Origin of the sequence: Enterobacter sp. TMH.L2 (assembly GCF_050847315.1) — a bacterium.
In the GTDB taxonomy this organism is placed as follows: Bacteria; Pseudomonadota; Gammaproteobacteria; order Enterobacterales; family Enterobacteriaceae; genus Cedecea.
The window spans coordinates 1,759,267-1,774,586 of the sequence record NZ_CP193791.1; the positions used below are offsets into that span (position 1 = coordinate 1,759,267).

Genomic DNA, 15,320 nt, shown 5'->3' on the forward strand with positions numbered 1-15,320 from the left:
ATTCAGCGCTCAAATGGCCCTTTGATGCGGGCATCAGGTTTAAAAAAACGATTTAACAAGGCATTGGACTCAAATTGATTGCGTCAATGAGTGCAGTTATAGACATTCCTGAAAAGAATATATCCTTGTATTCAATAAAATTTAAGGTAATGTGGTCAACACATCAGATTTCCTGATGTAACGAATTTCAAGTGCTTCTTGCTTCAGCAAGTTTTCATCCCGGCTCCCCGGCCGGGATGCTTTTCTTAGCGATTAATTTCATTCACGCTAAAATCCCGAATATCCAGCTCAAAAGCATCCGCCAGCTCCTTATAGCTATGCCAGTCTCGCCCATCCACGCTCACTCGCTGCGGGTGTTCCTCGCTGCTGGCGTGCCGGATATCGCTTTCGCTAATTTCGTTGATGGCGGCAAGCAGTGCGTCAACATCCACTTCCGTTGTCTGATGCGCCGCGCTGCCGCTGATTTTCACGCTCTTCATCACTTTACCCTCGCTGACTACCACCCTTAAGTATAGCCGTTTCAGATAATGCGCCAGGTGGCCCGGAGTAAGGGCGCTCAAGGTGTTTTTGATCTACAATGGCAGGCAATGTCTCTGGAGGAAATAACCATGAAAATCAATGATCGGGTGACCGTAAAGACCGATGGCGGCCCGCGGCGTTCGGGGATCGTTCTGGCGGTGGAGCCATTTAACGAAGGAACGATGTATCTTGTGTCGCTGGAGGATTATCCACTGGGGATCTGGTTCTTTAATGAGTCAGGCCACCCGGACGGCATTTTTGTGGAGCGCGAAGAGTAGGGTAAAGGATGTATGACCCTCACCCCGGCCCTCTCCCTGGAAGGGAGAGGGGGAAATCTATCAGGTGAACGCTGGACAGTCTCCTCGCTTTCGGGGAGCGGCAATCTTTACACCACGCTAGGCACAATAATCGCCGCAAAAATCACCGTAATCACCGAATATTTCATCGCGTAATACACTTTCCGGTTTCTCTTCTTCAGGTTTTGCCCGCTGTCGCGCAGCGCGTGAACATACTTGAAGATGCGGTTCAGCCCGCCGGTGCGGTCGCTGTCGCTATTTGGCGAGCTGGCGGCTGACATCAGTGTGGTGCCTACCCAGTGGTTAACGGCCTGCGCCCAGCGCCATTTCATCGGGCGCTCAATATCGCAGAACAGAATAATACGGGTCTGTTCGCTCTTATTTTCCGCCCAGTGTACGTAGGTTTCATCAAAAATTACCGCTTCGCCATCGCGCCAGCTGTGGCGCTGCCGGTCGACTTCAATAAAGCAGCGGTCGTCGTTGGGCGTGGCAAGCCCAAGGTGGTAACGCACCGATCCGGCATACGGATCCCGGTGCTTGCCCAGGTAAGAACCTGCAGGGAGTTCCGCGAACATCGCCGCTTTAACAGACGGAATTTCGCTGACCAGCTTTGTGGTGATCGGGCAAAGCTCATGCGCAGACGGGTGTGCATCGCTGTACCACTTCAGGTAAAAACGCTTCCAGCCCCGCTTGAAGAACGTATTAAACCCGGCATCGTTGTGGCTTTCTGCCGCTTTGATGTGGCCCTGCAGGCGCAGCGCTTCCTCTCGAATGATTTCCCAGTTGTCCGTCAGCTTTTGCAGTTCCGGAAAGTCACTGGTCGGGAAATACGGCTGTTCAGGCGGCAGACGCGAGAAACGCGTCATGAACATATTGACCGGGGCCATAAAGGTCGAGTGGTCAAAAAGCTGGCGGGAAAACTTCTGTTTTTCGACACCGCGGGAGTGGGCGTAAAAGACGCTGATAATAAAAATGCCAAGAACAATAACGGCTACCATAGCAACAAATCTCTCCATGTATACTTGTATAGCGTAAGTCTAGTGAGATTTTTCTGCTTTTTTTTGCAAAGGTTGCGGTTTTGTTACAGGAAATAGTGTCGTTTAACTTGTATTTAATCTCTGACGGGCGTCAGAGATTAAATACTGCGGCCAAAGTGGCGTAGGGATGCAGAGTAAGTCAGCTACCGGAGGTTAACAAAAATACCGTTGGTGACGTTGTCGGTGAGACGAACTACATGATATATCACCTGCTTGTTATGGGTCTTGATTTTGCGTTTAATATTTCCTTTATGAGACGAAACGGTTTTTGCCTTGATGTTCATTTGATCAGAGATTTGAATCGTTCCCTGTCCTGACATCCACATTTTTAGCATGCTGGACTCTGTGCGACTAAGAGAAAGTGTCGGCAAATTAATATGTCCAATACATTGTGCATTTTTTGCTAAGTATTCCGCTAAAATATCGTCTAAAGATTCTGGCTTGATGGATTTCGAGCTGATCAGCAGATTTTCTCTGACCAGAAGATATTCATCAAAGTGAATATTAGCAATCGCCATAAAGACTAAAAATAGCGTCCCTGGATGTTGATTTATGATCTGCTTAATTCTCTGACTGCTTTCCGGGTCATGAATAAAACAGTCTTCATTAATAAACACCACGCTGGGTGCCTGCGACTGGCATGCCTGTGCCAGCTGTTCTACCGTTTCTACATCTGCAATATGCCGTTTTCTAACCCCGCGGCTGGCTAAGTAGCCGACAAGCCCCAGCCGGGTATAGCTGCATAAGTCCATAATAATCGTTGACATAGCAAACCCTCACTAAGCGCGTTATACCCGTAATAATCAGGAGCGCAGATTGAAAGCTGTACTGGTTTTGTACCGCGAGTGACAATGTCAGTCCCAGGGCAAAGCCAATCCGCCGCATTTTCCGCAGTTCTAATTATTTATGGGTAACCATTATTAATAATTTAAAAGGCGAAATCACTATCCCGGAAAGTTGCCTATAATTTGCCAGGAATGTTCTTAAAGTAAAGTGAATGTTGTGTATTGTGAGCAAGGTAAAAACTTATATTCCGCGCCAGATATATCTTGGCGGATGTTATTAACATATTTTTTTAGGAATATCCTCAGAGAGGCAGTATGAAAATCAGGGTTATTAATTTGCGGGGATTTCACTGACAATATCCGCGAGCAGATCAAAAATCTCGCCGAATAAATGTTCGGTAAAGGGGGCGATAAGCGGCATCATTACCATAAAAATAAGCATGCCGATAGATAAGGTGACGGGGAAACCGATAACAAATACCGATAGCTGGGGAGCCATACGGTTTAACAGTCCCAGGGCGATGTTAAGCGTTAGTAACAAAGTGATTAACGGCAGGGCCAGCATCAGGCCATTGAGAAAGATCAGACCGCCCGCTCGGGTCAGCGCCATAAACGCGTTGCTGTTGATCGGTTCGCCGCCGATGGGCAGGGTATGAAAAGTATCGACCAGCATCGAAATCAGCCATAAATGGCCGTTAAAGGTCAGGAACAGCAGCATCGCCAGAATATCAAGAAAGCGGGCCAGAACCGGCATATTGAGGCGACTGCCCGGATCGAAGAAGGTGGCGAAAGAGAGCCCCATTTGCAGGCCCACAAGTTCCCCGGCGGTACGCACGGCAGCAAAAGCGAACTGCATCGTAAAACCCAGCGCCACACCGATAAGAATTTGTTGTATTGCCAGCCAGAAACCCGCGGCAGAAAAGATCGTCACCCCTGTTGCGGGCAGGGAAGGCGCGATGATAAAGGTGATCATTAGCCCGAGCCCAAGCTTAACCCGCTTGGGGATCGATCGCTCGCTCAGGATGGGGGCGGTCATGATCAGCGCCAGCACGCGCAGCAGCGGCCAGAAATAGAGGCTTAGCCAGTTTAGCCACTGGGTGCTGTCAACGTGGATCATCCAATGGTGTTCGGCAGATTGGTCAGCAGGGAACGCATGTAATCCAGCAGCAGGTTAAGCATCCACGGCCCGGCAATGACGATGGTCACGAACACGGCCAGAATTTTTGGAATAAACGACAGCGTCATTTCGTTGATCTGCGTGGCCGCCTGCAGCAGGCTGATAACCAGGCCGCTTATCAGCGCAACCAGCAGCAGCGGGGCCGCAAGGGCAAGGGCCACCTTCATCGCTTCGGTGCCCATCATCATGACCGATTCTGGCGTCATTTTCTTTCTCCGCTAGCTGTAAAAACTTTGCGCCAAGGAACCCACCAACAGCTGCCAGCCGTCGACCAGCACGAAAAGCATCAGCTTAAAGGGCAGGGCAATTGTCGCGGGGGGAACCATCATCATCCCGAGCGCCATCAGGACGCTGGCGATCACGAGGTCGATAATCAGGAACGGGATAAATACGGTAAAACCAATCTGGAACGCGGTTTTCAGCTCGCTGGTGACATAGGCAGGCAGCAGAATACGCATCGGCACGGCTTCCGGTCCCTGCAGCGGCTGAGTGTTCGCCAGACGTGCAAACAGCGCCAGATCGGCTTCACGGGTTTGGCGCAGCATAAATTCGCGCAGCGGCTGAGCGCCTTTATCCATCGCCACTTCCATCGAGATCTTGTCTTCGCTGAAGGGCTGGTAGGCGTCGGTATAAATTTTGTCGAACACCGGCGACATAATAAAAAAGGTCAAAAACAGCGCCAGGCCAACCAGCACCTGGTTAGGCGGGGCGGACGGTGTGCCCAGGGCGTTACGCAGCAGGCCAAAAACGATGATGATGCGCGTAAAGCTGGTCATCATCAGCAAAATGGCCGGCAGGAAGGTCAGGGAGGTAATAAAGACCAGCGTCTGCACCGGCAAGGACCAGCTCTGCCCGCCGTTGGCGAGGGGCTGGCTTATCAGGCCCGGTAATTGTGCGAAGGCGGCCGCAGGGAGGAGCAAAAATAGGCCCGGTAACGAGAGCGTCAGCAAACGTTTCATCAATCTTTCCCGTTACGTTTAAGCAGGTTCTTCATCAGTTTCTGGAAATCGGCAGGCGCGGGGGCTTTTTCAACCATATCCGTGACCGGCGCAGGAGGCAGCGTGTGCAGGTGAGTGATTTGGCTGGCGGTGACGCCGAGGACCAGACGAGCGTCTTCGACGTCCACCACCACAACGCGCTCGCGCGGGCCTACGCTCACGCTGGCGCTAATGTTCAGCGACTTCTTTACGCCGACGCCCGCCCCGTGAAAACCAAAGCGCTTTGCCAGCCATGCGGCCACCAGAATAAAAATAACAATGCCGGCCAACGCCCCGCTGACCTGAACAAGCGGCGAGCTGGCGTTGACGCTGGGCTGAGTGACGGTGGCCTGGGTTGTCATTTAGCGGCTCAGGCGACGCATACGTTCTGATGGGGTGATGATGTCGGTAATTCGCACGCCGTATTTGTCGGCGACGACAACCACTTCCCCCTGGGCAATCAGGTAACCGTTGATCAGAATATCCAGCGGCTCGCCGGCCAGTCCGTCAAGCGCGACCACGGAACCCTGCGTCAGGCGCAGCAGCTCTTTGATGGTCATGCGGGTACGGCCCAGTTCGACGGTCAGCTTGACCGGAATGTCCATGATCAGGTCGATATCCTGTACGTTGCCGGCAATGTCATTGCCTTCCAGCGCGCGGAATACGTTATCCGCGGTACTTTTCCCGGAACTTTTCTGCTCGTTTAACGCATCAGCCCACAGATCGTCCACTGAGCCTGCATTGTCATCGGACGGTTGATTAATATCACTCATTTGGGCTGTTCCTCATTCAGCGAATTCAATATCGGGTTGATCAAATGTTCGACGCGCAGGGCATACTGGCCGTTAATGGTGCCGTACTGGCTGGTCAGGACCGGTACGCCATCCACGTGCGCGATAATACGATCTGGCTTTTCGATGGGCAGCACATCGCCAGGTTTCAGTTTTAGGATTTGGGATAACCGCAGCGGGATATCGGCGAAGTTCGCCACCAATTCCAGCTCGGAATGCTGCACCTGGCGCACCAGGGTGTCGCGCCAGCTTTGATCTTCCTGACGGGAGTTCTCCAGCGGAGGGTTCACCAGCAGCTCGCGCAGCGGTTCAATCATGCTGAACGGCAGGCAGATGTTGAACTCCCCGGTCAGGTTGCCAATTTCGACGTGGAACGGGGTGTTAACCACGATGTCGTTAGGCGACGTGGTGATGTTGGTAAATTTAACCTGCATCTCCGAACGAACGTATTCCACGTCCAGCGGGTAAATCGCCTTCCACGCGTCGCTGTAGGATTCCAGCGCCAGCTTCAGCATACGGTTGATCACGCGCTGTTCGGTGTGGGTAAACTCCCGGCCTTCCACTTTCGTTGGGAAGCGGCCATCCCCGCCAAACAGGTTGTCTACCGCAATAAACACCAGGCTGGGTGAAAAGACGAACAGCCCGGTGCCGCGCAGCGGTTTCAGGTGAATCAGGTTCAGGTTAGTTGGTACCGGCAGGTTGCGGGCAAACTCATGATACGGCTGGATACGGATGGCCCCGACGGTGATGTCCGGGCTACGACGCAGCAGGTTAAACAGCCCCATACGGAACTGACGAGAAAAACGCTCGTTAATAATTTCCAGCGCCTGCAGGCGCTCACGCACCACGCGACGCTGGGTATTCGGGTCATAGGGACGAATATCGGATTCGCCCGGCGCCCCGGCCTTCGGCTCGTCGTTATTCTCACTGTCGCCGTTTAACAGCGCATCGATTTCGGCCTGAGAAAGAATACTGTCGCCCATGGACTTACCGCAAGATAAAGGCGGTATACAGCACGTCGCTGACTACCTGTTGAGGTTGCCCGGCGACCAGAGGCGGCGCCAGAGTAGTTTTAATCGCTTCCACCAGCTTCTGCTTACCGGCATCGGTAGCAAGCTGATTGGCGTCCTGGCGAGAGAACAGCAGCAACAGACGGCTGCGGACTTCCGGCAGGAATTCGCTCAGGCGCTGGCGGGTCGCTTCATCTTTCAAACGCAGCGTGACGCCGATGTACAACACGCGATCCGCATCACCCAGATTGACGGTAAACGTATCCAGAGCGAAGAACACTGGCGCAGGCGGCGGCTCAGGCGTTTTAGCCTGGGCTGTGGCTGGCGTTTGCTGCATGCGCCAGTAGCTGTAGCCTGCGGTGGCGCACGCGGCGAGTGTGATAAGAACCAGTATCGGCACCCAGATGGCGCGTTTACGGCCTTTCGTGATAGCGGTATCAGTCATTGAACGCTTTATTCCTGTATCGGTACTGCTGAATAGCAATTATCCCGTGTCTCCGGGCGGTCAAAGCCCGGAAAACACACGTTTATTGTCGCTAGCTCTGGCGTTTACCCTTTAACGGGGCTCAGGCGAAGATATCCACCGCGCCGTTGCTGCTGGCCAGACGCTGCAGGCTATCGGCCACCGGGAGCGGTTCGACGTCATTGCCATTAAGGGAAAAACGTTCCCCGCTGCGGGTGCTTTGCTGCTGTTGCTGCTGGCCGGACTGCTGCTGAGCGAAGCTTTCGCTGCTGATGTTGCTCTGGCCAAGCTGGATACCGCTTTCCGCCAGCGCAGTACGCAGTGACGGCAGCGCGGCTTCAAGCGCGGCGCGCACGTGACTGTGCGGCGACATCATCTGCAGCTGCGCCTGGTTATCTTCTAGTTTTAGACTAATTTGCACCTGACCGAGATCTTCCGGGTGCAATCTCAGCTCGGCGCTGTGCTGGCCCTGGCGGGTAAACAGCGTAACGTGCTGAGAAATCTGCTGTTGCCACTCATGGCTTCCTAACTGGGCGCTGATCATCGGTGCCGTAGGGGTAGCGATGTGCGTTGTGGTTGGGGTAGCGACGGTGGCGCTGCTGATGGCCGGGGTTAACTGCGCCGTAACTGGGGCGGTGTTATTTGCCTGCGGAGCAGCGTTATCTCGGCTGTCAGGCGTGTTACTGGCAACCAGTTGGGCTTTGTCATCCCCCTGCGGCTGAGCAGCTGCCGGGGTATTGGCTGCAACAGATTTACTGTCTGCAAGCGTTGCGCCCGCCGGAGCGGTTTTCTTCCCGCTGCCGCCAGCAGGCAGCAGGCTGTCCGCGGTATTTTTGCCTGCGGTATTCCCTGCCGCAGAGGTCAGGGCGGACAGCGATGCCGTGTCGGTAGCTGTTTTAGCTAGCGCCGCGGGCTGTGCAGCGGTCACGGGCTGAGGCAGCATCGCAAACAGCGCGCTGAGCGTTTGCAGCTCCGCGTCGCTCAGGGGCTTATCGGTTTTGGCGTCTTTCAGCTCCGCCTCTGGCTTATCACCCGTTTCTGTTTTGCCGAGGGAAGTGAGCAGGGTGGAAAGCGCTTCAGGTTGCTCCGGTGAGTTCAGCAGTTCAGCGAGAGCTGCCTGGCCGTCCTGGGTCTCACCTTTAGCGGCATTGGCCGCGGCAACTTTGCTTAACGCCGCGCCCAGAGGCAGCGATTTGCCGTCCTCTAAAGCGACGTTTGCCGGCAAAGCTTTGCCCAGCAGAGTCAGGAAGTCTTCACCGAAGCCTTTGCCGTCCGCGACTTTTGCATCCCCGGCGGCAGCGGTATCGGCCCCGGTGTTTAACAGAATTTTTGGCAATGTGATCATTCACCTTTCCTCAATGTGGCCCGCTGGGCGTATTCGTCCATCTGCTTCTGATCGAGTCTGTTCTCTGCGAGCAACAGCTCCGCTGCCTTTCTGTCCTGCAGGGTTTGCCATGCCTGCAGGCGCTTTTGTTTTTCCTGCCACGCGCCCAATGCCTGATCAACTTTATTGGACCACTGCATCAGCTGCTGGCGGTGCTGTTCGATGGCTTTTTCCAGCGTGCGTATAAACTGCTGGTAGTTCTGCCAGCGGGTGCTGGCAATCCCCTGGCTCATGTTGTCATTCAGGCTGTTGCTGTACTCAAACTGATAGTTAATCAGCATGTTGAGTTGCTCTTCCGCCTGCTGGCAACCCCGGCGCATCTCCCCTAAACGAATCGCCGCTTTTTCCACTTCCTGGGCGGCGAGTTCACGCAAAGTATCCAGTGCGCTGTTTTGGTTCATGGTCACCTCTCATCAAACCGTGGGGAAAAGCGTCTCCAGTGCGAGGCTGGCTTCTTCCCAGTTTGCGCGTTCAAAAATGCCTTGTTGCAGGAAGGCTTCAAGATGCGGCCACAGTTCAATGGCCTTATCGAGCATAGGATCGCTGCCTTTGGCGTAAGCCCCCACGCTCACCAAATCACGGTTGCGCTGGAAGCTGGATAACAACTGTTTGAAACGACGTACCCGGGCGTAATGCTGCTCGGTAATCAACGATGTCATGGCTCGGCTGATAGAAGCTTCGATGTCGATGGCCGGGTAGTGGCCAGCTTCTGCCAGGCGGCGCGACAGCACAATGTGGCCGTCAAGAATGGCTCGCGCGGAGTCGGCGATCGGGTCCTGCTGATCGTCGCCTTCGGTGAGTACGGTATAAAACGCGGTAATAGAGCCGCCGCCGTGTATGCCGTTCCCCGCACGTTCAACCAGCGCCGGGAGCTTGGCAAAGACCGAAGGCGGATAGCCTTTGGTCGCCGGAGGTTCGCCAATGGCGAGGGCGATTTCACGCTGGGCCATGGCGTAACGCGTCAGTGAATCCATGATCAGCAGGACGTGCTGGCCGCGATCGCGGAAGTCTTCGGCGATTCTTGTCGCATAGGCGGCACCCTGCATACGCAGCAGCGGAGAAACGTCCGCCGGGGCGGCAATCACAACGGAACGCGCCCGGCCTTCGGCACCGAGAATGTTCTCGATAAAGTCTTTTACTTCGCGACCACGCTCGCCAATCAGGCCCACGACGATCACGTCAGCCTGGGTATAACGCGCCATCATGCCGAGCAGGACGCTTTTCCCCACGCCTGAACCGGCAAACAGGCCCATACGCTGCCCGCGACCTACCGTCAGCAGGGCATTAATCGGGCGAACGCCAACGTCAAGAACATGTTCAATCGCGGTACGCTGGAGCGGGTTAAACGGGGCTGCACCCAGCGCGCCCATCAGGTCGGAATCCGGCGAAGGCAGCCCGTCGAGCGGGCGGCCGCTGCCGTCGAGCACGCGGCCAAGCAGGGCGGGGCCGAGCGGCAGTTTTTTACCGCTGTGCAGGCCTTCCGCCGTCGCCGAACGGGCATAAACCCGGGCGCCAGGCAAAATGCCTTCCACTTCTTCCAGCGGCATCAGAAACAGTTTGTGACCGTTGAAGCCCACGACTTCACATTCGACTTCGCGATCGTGCTGTTCAATGATGCAGGTCGCGCCCAGCGCCAGCTGCAGGCCAGTAGCCTCCAGGACCAGGCCGGTGGCGCGGGTCAGGCGGCCGTAGCGGCGAACGGACGGCAGTTCGACCATCCGCGCTTCAAAATTGTCGAGCGTGTTCAGCCAGCGGGTCAGGCGTGCGGTCATCAGAGCACTCCTGGCGCGGCCAGACGGCACAGCTCTTGCCAGCGAGTGGCCACGCTGGCGTCAAGGTCGCCTTCATCGGCGGAGACTTTGCAGCCGCCCTGGTGCAGGCTTGGGTCGCCGCGCAAACGCCAGCCGTGCAGGCTTAGCGTGGCACCCAGCATCTCTTCCACCCGCTGTAAGTCATCCGGGTGTACGCGCAGCTGCGGCTTACCGCTGAACAGCGGTTCCTGCATCAGCAGGCCCTGAATCTGTTTGATCAGCGCGTTGTTATCTACGGCCGGCGTCTGGCCAATGACCTGCCGCGCGGCTTCCAGCGCCATTTGCATCAGGCGGGAAGCAATCACGCTGTCCAGCGCATCCAGCGTGTACTGGAATTCGCTCACCAGCTGCTGCATGCGGGCGTGAACCGGTGCCTGCTGCTGACGGGCTTCATTGATGCCTTGCTCAAGGCCTTGCTGGAAGCCCGCTTTACGGCCTTCTTCCACGCCCTGATCGTGCCCGGCGGCAAAGCCCGCGCTGTGGCCCTGTTCTCGGGCCTGGGCCTGCATCATCGCCAGCGTTTGCTGGAGGTCCGGCTCACTTTCCGGCTCTTCCTGCTCGGCCGTCGCTTCCGGCATCACAATCTCTTCGAACACCGGCGTAGGGAAGGCGAGGTTTTCAGGCGTCCAGAGTTTCCATGGCAGCGTATTAGACATAGGTATCCTCGCTGGTGCCGATCACCATCTCGCCGGTTTCCGCCAGGCGACGCACGATAAGCAGGATAGCTTTCTGTTCGTTTTCCACCTGCGACAGACGTACCGGGCCACGGTTGGCAAGGTCGTCGCGCAGGATGTCGGCAGCACGCTGGGACATGTTGCGCAGGAACTTCTCGCGCAGCGCCTGTTCTGCACCTTTGAGGGCGATAAGCAGAGATTCGGACTCCACTTCCTGCAGAAGACGCTGAATGCTGCGGTCGTCCACGGCCACAAGGTTTTCGAACAGGAACATCTCGTCGATGATTTTCTGCGCCAGTTCGCCGTCGAAGTCGCGCACGGCGGTAATAACGGCTTCTTCCTGCTGGGTTTTCATCAGGTTGATAATTTCCGCTGCCGTTCTCACGCCGCCCATTTTGCTGCGCTTGAGGTTCTGGCCGTCGAGCAGGTTGTTCAGCACTTCGGTCAGTTCTGCCAGCGCGGCCGGCTGAACGCCGCCAAAGGTGGCGATACGCAGCATCACGTCGTTGCGCAGGCGTTCGTCGAACAGCGCCAGAATGTCCGCCGCCTGGCCACGCTTGAGGTGAACCAGGATGGTGGCGATGATCTGCGGGTGTTCGTCGCGAATAAGATCGGCGGCGCTCTGCGGCTCCATAAAGTTGAGCGTTTCGATGCCACTGGTGGTATCGCGGGTTTCGAGAATATCTTCCAGCAGGCTGGAGGCACGCTCTTCGCCCAGCGCTTTGATCAATACGGTACGCAGATAGTCGTTGGCATTGATGCTCAGTGCGGCGAACTGTTCGGCTTCTTGTTCAAACTCGGCCAACACTTCGGTCAGCAGTTTGTTTGAAATTTGATGGGTGTTAGCCATCGCCGCACTTAAATGCTGTACTTCACGCGGGCTGAGGTGCTTGAACACCTCAGCGGCGCGGTCTTCGCCAATGGTCATCAGTAGGATGGCGCTCTTTTCTGTTCCGGTAATACTCATATTTCAGTACTCATCCATTGGCGGATCACCAGCGCAACTACGCGAGGATCGTTGTCGGACATATCACGAATACGCTGACTCATGACTTCGGCGCTCAGGCGCTGGTTAGCTTTACGCTGCTGTTGCTGTTCATCACGGCTAAGCGACACGGCGACGGCTTGTTCTTCGGCTTTAATGCTCTCTTTCGCTTCGCTGGCGGCTTTCAGAATTTCCGCGCGACGGGTGAGCTGTGGACGAATCGCTTTACGCCACAGTACCCAGCCTACAATCAGCACAATCAGCCAGCGACCCGCTGAGAGCAGCATGTCGAAGAAGGCCGGAGACTTCCAGAATGGCAGGCTGCTGCCGCTGTCGTCTTCGGTGGCGGTGAACTGAGAGTTGACCACGTTCAGGGTGTCGCCGCGGGATTCGGAATAGCCCATCGCTTCACGGGTCAGGTTCTCGATCTGCTTCATCTGGTCGGCGGTGAGCGGTAAAGGTTTCCCGTCGGCAAGCTGGCGGTAGTTCACTACCACGGCCACGGAAAGACGCTGAATATCCCCCACGTTCAGCTTGGTGTGACGGATGGTGCGGTCCACTTCATAGTTGGTGGTTTCGTCACGCGAAGTGTTGCTGCTGCCGTTCTGACCGGTGGTGCTGGTCTGGTTCTGCTGGCCGTTGTTGGCCTGCTGGTTAGCCTGGTTGTTCTGCGGCGGCGTCGAAATCGGTGCCGTGTTTGCTGGCGCCGGCTGGTTGGAAAGCGCGCCCGGCACGCCGCCCGGGAACTGACCGTTAACCTGAGAGGTCTGGTTCAACTGGCGAGAGCGGACCGCGGTCTGGGCCGGATCGCTATTAGGGTGATACTGCTCTTCGGTTTGTTCTTTGTTGGCAAAATCGATCTGCGCGGTGACCTGAGCATGCACGTTGCCGTTGCCGACAATCGGGCCAAGGATAGATTCAATGCGGCGCTGGTAGCGGCTCTCTACGTCAGTCGCGTACTTGAGCTGGGCGTCGTTAAGGTCACGGCCTGCGTTGTTGGACTGCGTCAGCAAATGGCCACCCTGATCGACCAGCGTGACGTTACCCGGCGGTAAACCAGCCACGGCGCTGGAAACCATATGCACTACGGCATTAATTTGCCCTTCATCCAGCGCGCGGCCAGGTTCGAGGCTAAGGGTAACGGAAGCAGAAGGGGACTTTTGTTCACGAACAAACAGGGATGGTTTTGGCATGGCGAGATGCACGCGGGCATTCTTCACCGGGCCAAGCGTTTCAATGGTGCGGGCCAGTTCGCCTTCCAGCGCCCGCTGGTAGTTCACCTGCTCGCTAAACTGACTGATACCAAACTTTTCCTGATCCAGAAGCTCGAAGCCGACGGCACCGCCCTTAGGCAGGCCCTGCTGAGCCAGGCGCAGACGCAGATCGTAGACGTTGTCTGCCGGGACCATGATGGCGCTACCGTTGTCTGAGAAGCGGTAGGGAATATTCATTTGTTGAAGCTGGGTAACAATCGCGCCCCCGTCCTGATCGGCGAGGTTGCTGTACAGCACGCGGTAATCGGGAGATTTTGCCCAAAGCACCAGGGCCACCAGCACGGCAACGGCGGCGGCACCGCCCACTATCAGCGGGATTCTGGGATTAGCACGAAGGCGATTCAACCACTCAAGAGTCTTGTTTTGCGGCGTTTGCGCCTGAGCAGCAGTGGTCATTCCACACCTCGCGGCTTAGCGTTGACAGAATTTTTAGAATAATGAGTGAACAAGACTGACTCCCGGGTCGACAAACACGACAAAAGTTCCATATGGATGGCAGTGTCATTATTTTCGTTTCAGGAATTTTCGATGGCTGAATTAGCTCTATTTTTTACGTCTATTTAACGCCTTTATCCTATTGACAAGGTGGTAATCTTCCTCGGCTTAATACACATGGGGCGTAAAAATGGCTATTCAGGGTATCGAAGGCGTACTGCAACAACTTCAGGCGACCGCGCTGTCGGCGACCAATCCCGCAGCTTCGGCTGCCTCCGCGCCAACGGTAAGTTTTGCCGGCGAGCTGCAGGCCGCTTTGGGACGGGTAAGCGAAACCTCCAACACCGCTCGTGCCCAGGCGGAAAAATTTGCTCTCGGCACGCCAGGCGTGGCGCTGAACGATGTCATGGTGGATTTGCAGAAATCTTCCGTTTCACTGGCGATGGGCATTCAGGTGCGCAACAAGCTGGTTGCAGCTTACCAGGAAGTGATGAACATGCAGGTTTAGTGCATGGGCTGATTGATTTCAGACGGGAGCAAGCCTTGTTTGCTCTTGTCTGGTATTTGACCGTGCGTTGTATTTTTGCCCCGCCTTTGACTCTTTCATTCATCCAGCTTGTGTCTTACCTGCACGTTAAGCGACGCACATTCGCGTTTTCACAACGTTAGTATGTTAAGTAAAATAGCGTTTTAACGCTAATCCCTGCCTGATACCCTTATTTATTTGACGTCAAAAGTAATTTCACTGCACTATCAGGACGATACCTTCAAGACACCGGAAGGGATTTCCGGTCTAAATGGGAGCGTCCTGTCAGCCTATGACCCCGCAACAAAAGCTAGAAGAACATTACGAGACATTAACCCCCGAGCTGCAGCGGGCGGCAGAGTTGAGCCTGCATAACATGAAGGACTTAATTGCGCTTTCGATGCGGGCATTTGCCACACGCATTGGCGTCAAGCCCGCCACGCTGCTGCGCCTGGCTCAGCGTCTGGGCTATGTCGGCTGGGGAGAGTTCAAAGCCGCCGTTATTCAGGAGCTTGGCCTCAATATTGAAACCCATCAGGCAAGGGCCGAAAAGCTGGTCGATAAGGGCAGCACGGCGTCGCTCTATCAGGAAGTGTTTGACGCCCATGCGGCAAATCTATCCCATACCGAGGCTGAAAATCCGCAGGCAATGGAACAGGCGGTTGATGTCCTGGATGCGGCCGAACATGTTTATGTGTGCGGCTTTCGGGCCAGCTATTCGGTGGCCTACACGCTGTTCTATATCTATCGCCTGTTTAATAAGAACGTGTCGCTTATCGACGGCCAGGCGAGCAATTACGAAATTTTCACCCGCGAGCTGACGCCCAAAGATGTGGTGTTGATGATAGGATTTGCCCCTTACTCGCGTGAGTCGCTGGACGTGCTGGGCGCGGCGCGGCAGGCCGGAAGCAAAATTGTTGCGCTGACAGACTCTCCACTCTCCCCACTCGCGAAACACGCCGCCAGCACGCTTTATTTCTCCGCGCACAGCCCGTCGTTCTTTCCTTCCGTAGTCTCGGCCATGGGCATTGCCGAGTGCTTGCTGGCGATGCTGGTGGCTAAACACGGAGACAGGGCGGTACAGAAAATTGCCAGCGCAGAGCGTTTCCTGCTGGATTCCGGGGCGTGGGTGAAGCCGGTTCGTTGAAATAAGGGGCAGCTTTGCCCCTTGCATGA

General features: G+C 55.6%; 18 protein-coding genes and 1 pseudogene. 3 read left to right on the forward strand and 16 right to left on the reverse strand.

Features of this window, described 5'->3' with window-relative positions; all coding sequences use genetic code 11:
• Window positions 1–245: 245 nt before the first annotated feature.
• On the reverse strand, window positions 246–479 hold the full coding sequence (gene yodD, locus ACREYP_RS08395; RefSeq protein ID WP_008458114.1) for a YodD family peroxide/acid resistance protein: 234 nt from the start codon (window positions 477–479) through the stop codon (window positions 246–248).
• A 129-nt stretch (window positions 480–608) separates the two neighbouring features.
• On the opposite strand from yodD, the gene dsrB reads away from it, so the two are divergent.
• Entirely contained in the window at window positions 609–797 is a 189-nt protein-coding gene (gene dsrB / locus ACREYP_RS08400) for a protein DsrB (protein WP_008458116.1), read from the forward strand.
• Between the two features lie 107 nt (window positions 798–904).
• Here the strand turns inward: dsrB and lpxO are convergent, their stop codons facing one another.
• The 15 genes and pseudogenes from lpxO to fliF all read right to left on the reverse strand — a co-directional run bounded on the left by lpxO (window position 905) and on the right by fliF (window position 13,579).
• Window positions 905–1,813: a lipid A hydroxylase LpxO gene (gene lpxO / locus ACREYP_RS08405; RefSeq protein ID WP_008458118.1), complete on the reverse strand. Its 909-nt coding sequence runs from the start codon at window positions 1,811–1,813 to the stop codon at window positions 905–907.
• A gap of 182 nt (window positions 1,814–1,995) precedes the next feature.
• Complete coding sequence (rcsA, locus tag ACREYP_RS08410) at window positions 1,996–2,619, reverse strand: transcriptional regulator RcsA (RefSeq protein WP_008458120.1); 624 nt, start codon at window positions 2,617–2,619, stop codon at window positions 1,996–1,998.
• A 342-nt stretch (window positions 2,620–2,961) separates the two neighbouring features.
• A pseudogene (gene fliR / locus ACREYP_RS08415) lies at window positions 2,962–3,754 on the reverse strand (flagellar biosynthetic protein FliR); the annotation flags it as partial.
• Window positions 3,751–4,020, reverse strand: coding sequence for a flagellar biosynthesis protein FliQ (fliQ, locus tag ACREYP_RS08420; protein WP_008458124.1), 270 nt, complete (start codon window positions 4,018–4,020; stop codon window positions 3,751–3,753). The pseudogene fliR and the gene fliQ, both read right to left, overlap by 4 nt.
• Before the next feature lie 12 nt (window positions 4,021–4,032).
• On the reverse strand, window positions 4,033–4,773 hold the full coding sequence (gene fliP, locus ACREYP_RS08425; RefSeq protein WP_008458126.1) for a flagellar type III secretion system pore protein FliP: 741 nt from the start codon (window positions 4,771–4,773) through the stop codon (window positions 4,033–4,035).
• Entirely contained in the window at window positions 4,773–5,153 is a 381-nt protein-coding gene (gene fliO / locus ACREYP_RS08430; protein ID WP_166991500.1) for a flagellar biosynthetic protein FliO, read from the reverse strand. The genes fliP and fliO overlap by 1 nt, the downstream gene beginning before the upstream one ends.
• A complete protein-coding gene (fliN, locus tag ACREYP_RS08435; protein ID WP_008458131.1) occupies window positions 5,154–5,564 on the reverse strand; it encodes a flagellar motor switch protein FliN in 411 nt (136 codons plus the stop codon).
• Window positions 5,561–6,565: a flagellar motor switch protein FliM gene (fliM, locus tag ACREYP_RS08440; protein ID WP_166872879.1), complete on the reverse strand. Its 1,005-nt coding sequence runs from the start codon at window positions 6,563–6,565 to the stop codon at window positions 5,561–5,563. Before fliM ends, fliN begins: the two co-directional genes overlap by 4 nt.
• 4 nt (window positions 6,566–6,569) lie before the next feature.
• Window positions 6,570–7,037, reverse strand: a complete 468-nt coding sequence (fliL, locus tag ACREYP_RS08445) for a flagellar basal body-associated protein FliL (protein WP_008458135.1) — start codon at window positions 7,035–7,037, stop codon at window positions 6,570–6,572.
• Window positions 7,038–7,158: 121 nt separating this feature from the next.
• A complete protein-coding gene (locus ACREYP_RS08450) occupies window positions 7,159–8,400 on the reverse strand; it encodes a flagellar hook-length control protein FliK (protein ID WP_008458137.1) in 1,242 nt (413 codons plus the stop codon).
• Window positions 8,397–8,840: a flagellar export protein FliJ gene (fliJ, locus tag ACREYP_RS08455; RefSeq protein WP_008458139.1), complete on the reverse strand. Its 444-nt coding sequence runs from the start codon at window positions 8,838–8,840 to the stop codon at window positions 8,397–8,399. The genes ACREYP_RS08450 and fliJ overlap by 4 nt, the downstream gene beginning before the upstream one ends.
• 12 nt (window positions 8,841–8,852) lie before the next feature.
• Window positions 8,853–10,211: a flagellar protein export ATPase FliI gene (gene fliI / locus ACREYP_RS08460; RefSeq protein ID WP_008458141.1), complete on the reverse strand. Its 1,359-nt coding sequence runs from the start codon at window positions 10,209–10,211 to the stop codon at window positions 8,853–8,855.
• Window positions 10,211–10,906, reverse strand: coding sequence for a flagellar assembly protein FliH (gene fliH / locus ACREYP_RS08465; protein WP_008458143.1), 696 nt, complete (start codon window positions 10,904–10,906; stop codon window positions 10,211–10,213). Before fliH ends, fliI begins: the two co-directional genes overlap by 1 nt.
• A complete protein-coding gene (gene fliG / locus ACREYP_RS08470; RefSeq protein WP_008458144.1) occupies window positions 10,899–11,891 on the reverse strand; it encodes a flagellar motor switch protein FliG in 993 nt (330 codons plus the stop codon). The genes fliH and fliG overlap by 8 nt, the downstream gene beginning before the upstream one ends.
• Window positions 11,888–13,579 (reverse strand): flagellar basal-body MS-ring/collar protein FliF, encoded by a 1,692-nt coding sequence (fliF, locus tag ACREYP_RS08475; protein ID WP_336818039.1) that lies wholly within the window; start codon window positions 13,577–13,579, stop codon window positions 11,888–11,890. Before fliF ends, fliG begins: the two co-directional genes overlap by 4 nt.
• 229 nt (window positions 13,580–13,808) lie before the next feature.
• Here fliF and fliE point away from each other — a divergent pair, with 229 nt between their 5' ends.
• Both fliE and ACREYP_RS08485 read left to right on the forward strand, forming a co-directional pair.
• On the forward strand, window positions 13,809–14,126 hold the full coding sequence (gene fliE, locus ACREYP_RS08480) for a flagellar hook-basal body complex protein FliE (RefSeq protein WP_336818040.1): 318 nt from the start codon (window positions 13,809–13,811) through the stop codon (window positions 14,124–14,126).
• Window positions 14,127–14,436: 310 nt separating this feature from the next.
• Complete coding sequence (locus ACREYP_RS08485) at window positions 14,437–15,291, forward strand: MurR/RpiR family transcriptional regulator (protein WP_008459975.1); 855 nt, start codon at window positions 14,437–14,439, stop codon at window positions 15,289–15,291.
• Window positions 15,292–15,320: the final 29 nt, after the last annotated feature.

What these genes read in the sequence shown, in the direction of transcription:
- yodD (WP_008458114.1), bottom strand. Translation starts at nt 479, where the DNA reads ATGAAGAGCGTGAAAATCAGCGGCAGCGCGGCGCATCAGACAACGGAA.
- dsrB (WP_008458116.1), top strand. Translation starts at nt 609, where the DNA reads ATGAAAATCAATGATCGGGTGACCGTAAAGACCGATGGCGGCCCGCGG.
- lpxO (WP_008458118.1), bottom strand. Translation starts at nt 1,813, where the DNA reads ATGGTAGCCGTTATTGTTCTTGGCATTTTTATTATCAGCGTCTTTTAC.
- rcsA (WP_008458120.1), bottom strand. Translation starts at nt 2,619, where the DNA reads ATGTCAACGATTATTATGGACTTATGCAGCTATACCCGGCTGGGGCTT.
- fliQ (WP_008458124.1), bottom strand. Translation starts at nt 4,020, where the DNA reads ATGACGCCAGAATCGGTCATGATGATGGGCACCGAAGCGATGAAGGTG.
- fliP (WP_008458126.1), bottom strand. Translation starts at nt 4,773, where the DNA reads ATGAAACGTTTGCTGACGCTCTCGTTACCGGGCCTATTTTTGCTCCTC.
- fliO (WP_166991500.1), bottom strand. Translation starts at nt 5,153, where the DNA reads ATGACAACCCAGGCCACCGTCACTCAGCCCAGCGTCAACGCCAGCTCG.
- fliN (WP_008458131.1), bottom strand. Translation starts at nt 5,564, where the DNA reads ATGAGTGATATTAATCAACCGTCCGATGACAATGCAGGCTCAGTGGAC.
- fliM (WP_166872879.1), bottom strand. Translation starts at nt 6,565, where the DNA reads ATGGGCGACAGTATTCTTTCTCAGGCCGAAATCGATGCGCTGTTAAAC.
- fliL (WP_008458135.1), bottom strand. Translation starts at nt 7,037, where the DNA reads ATGACTGATACCGCTATCACGAAAGGCCGTAAACGCGCCATCTGGGTG.
- ACREYP_RS08450 (WP_008458137.1), bottom strand. Translation starts at nt 8,400, where the DNA reads ATGATCACATTGCCAAAAATTCTGTTAAACACCGGGGCCGATACCGCT.
- fliJ (WP_008458139.1), bottom strand. Translation starts at nt 8,840, where the DNA reads ATGAACCAAAACAGCGCACTGGATACTTTGCGTGAACTCGCCGCCCAG.
- fliI (WP_008458141.1), bottom strand. Translation starts at nt 10,211, where the DNA reads ATGACCGCACGCCTGACCCGCTGGCTGAACACGCTCGACAATTTTGAA.
- fliH (WP_008458143.1), bottom strand. Translation starts at nt 10,906, where the DNA reads ATGTCTAATACGCTGCCATGGAAACTCTGGACGCCTGAAAACCTCGCC.
- fliG (WP_008458144.1), bottom strand. Translation starts at nt 11,891, where the DNA reads ATGAGTATTACCGGAACAGAAAAGAGCGCCATCCTACTGATGACCATT.
- fliF (WP_336818039.1), bottom strand. Translation starts at nt 13,579, where the DNA reads ATGACCACTGCTGCTCAGGCGCAAACGCCGCAAAACAAGACTCTTGAG.
- fliE (WP_336818040.1), top strand. Translation starts at nt 13,809, where the DNA reads ATGGCTATTCAGGGTATCGAAGGCGTACTGCAACAACTTCAGGCGACC.
- ACREYP_RS08485 (WP_008459975.1), top strand. Translation starts at nt 14,437, where the DNA reads ATGACCCCGCAACAAAAGCTAGAAGAACATTACGAGACATTAACCCCC.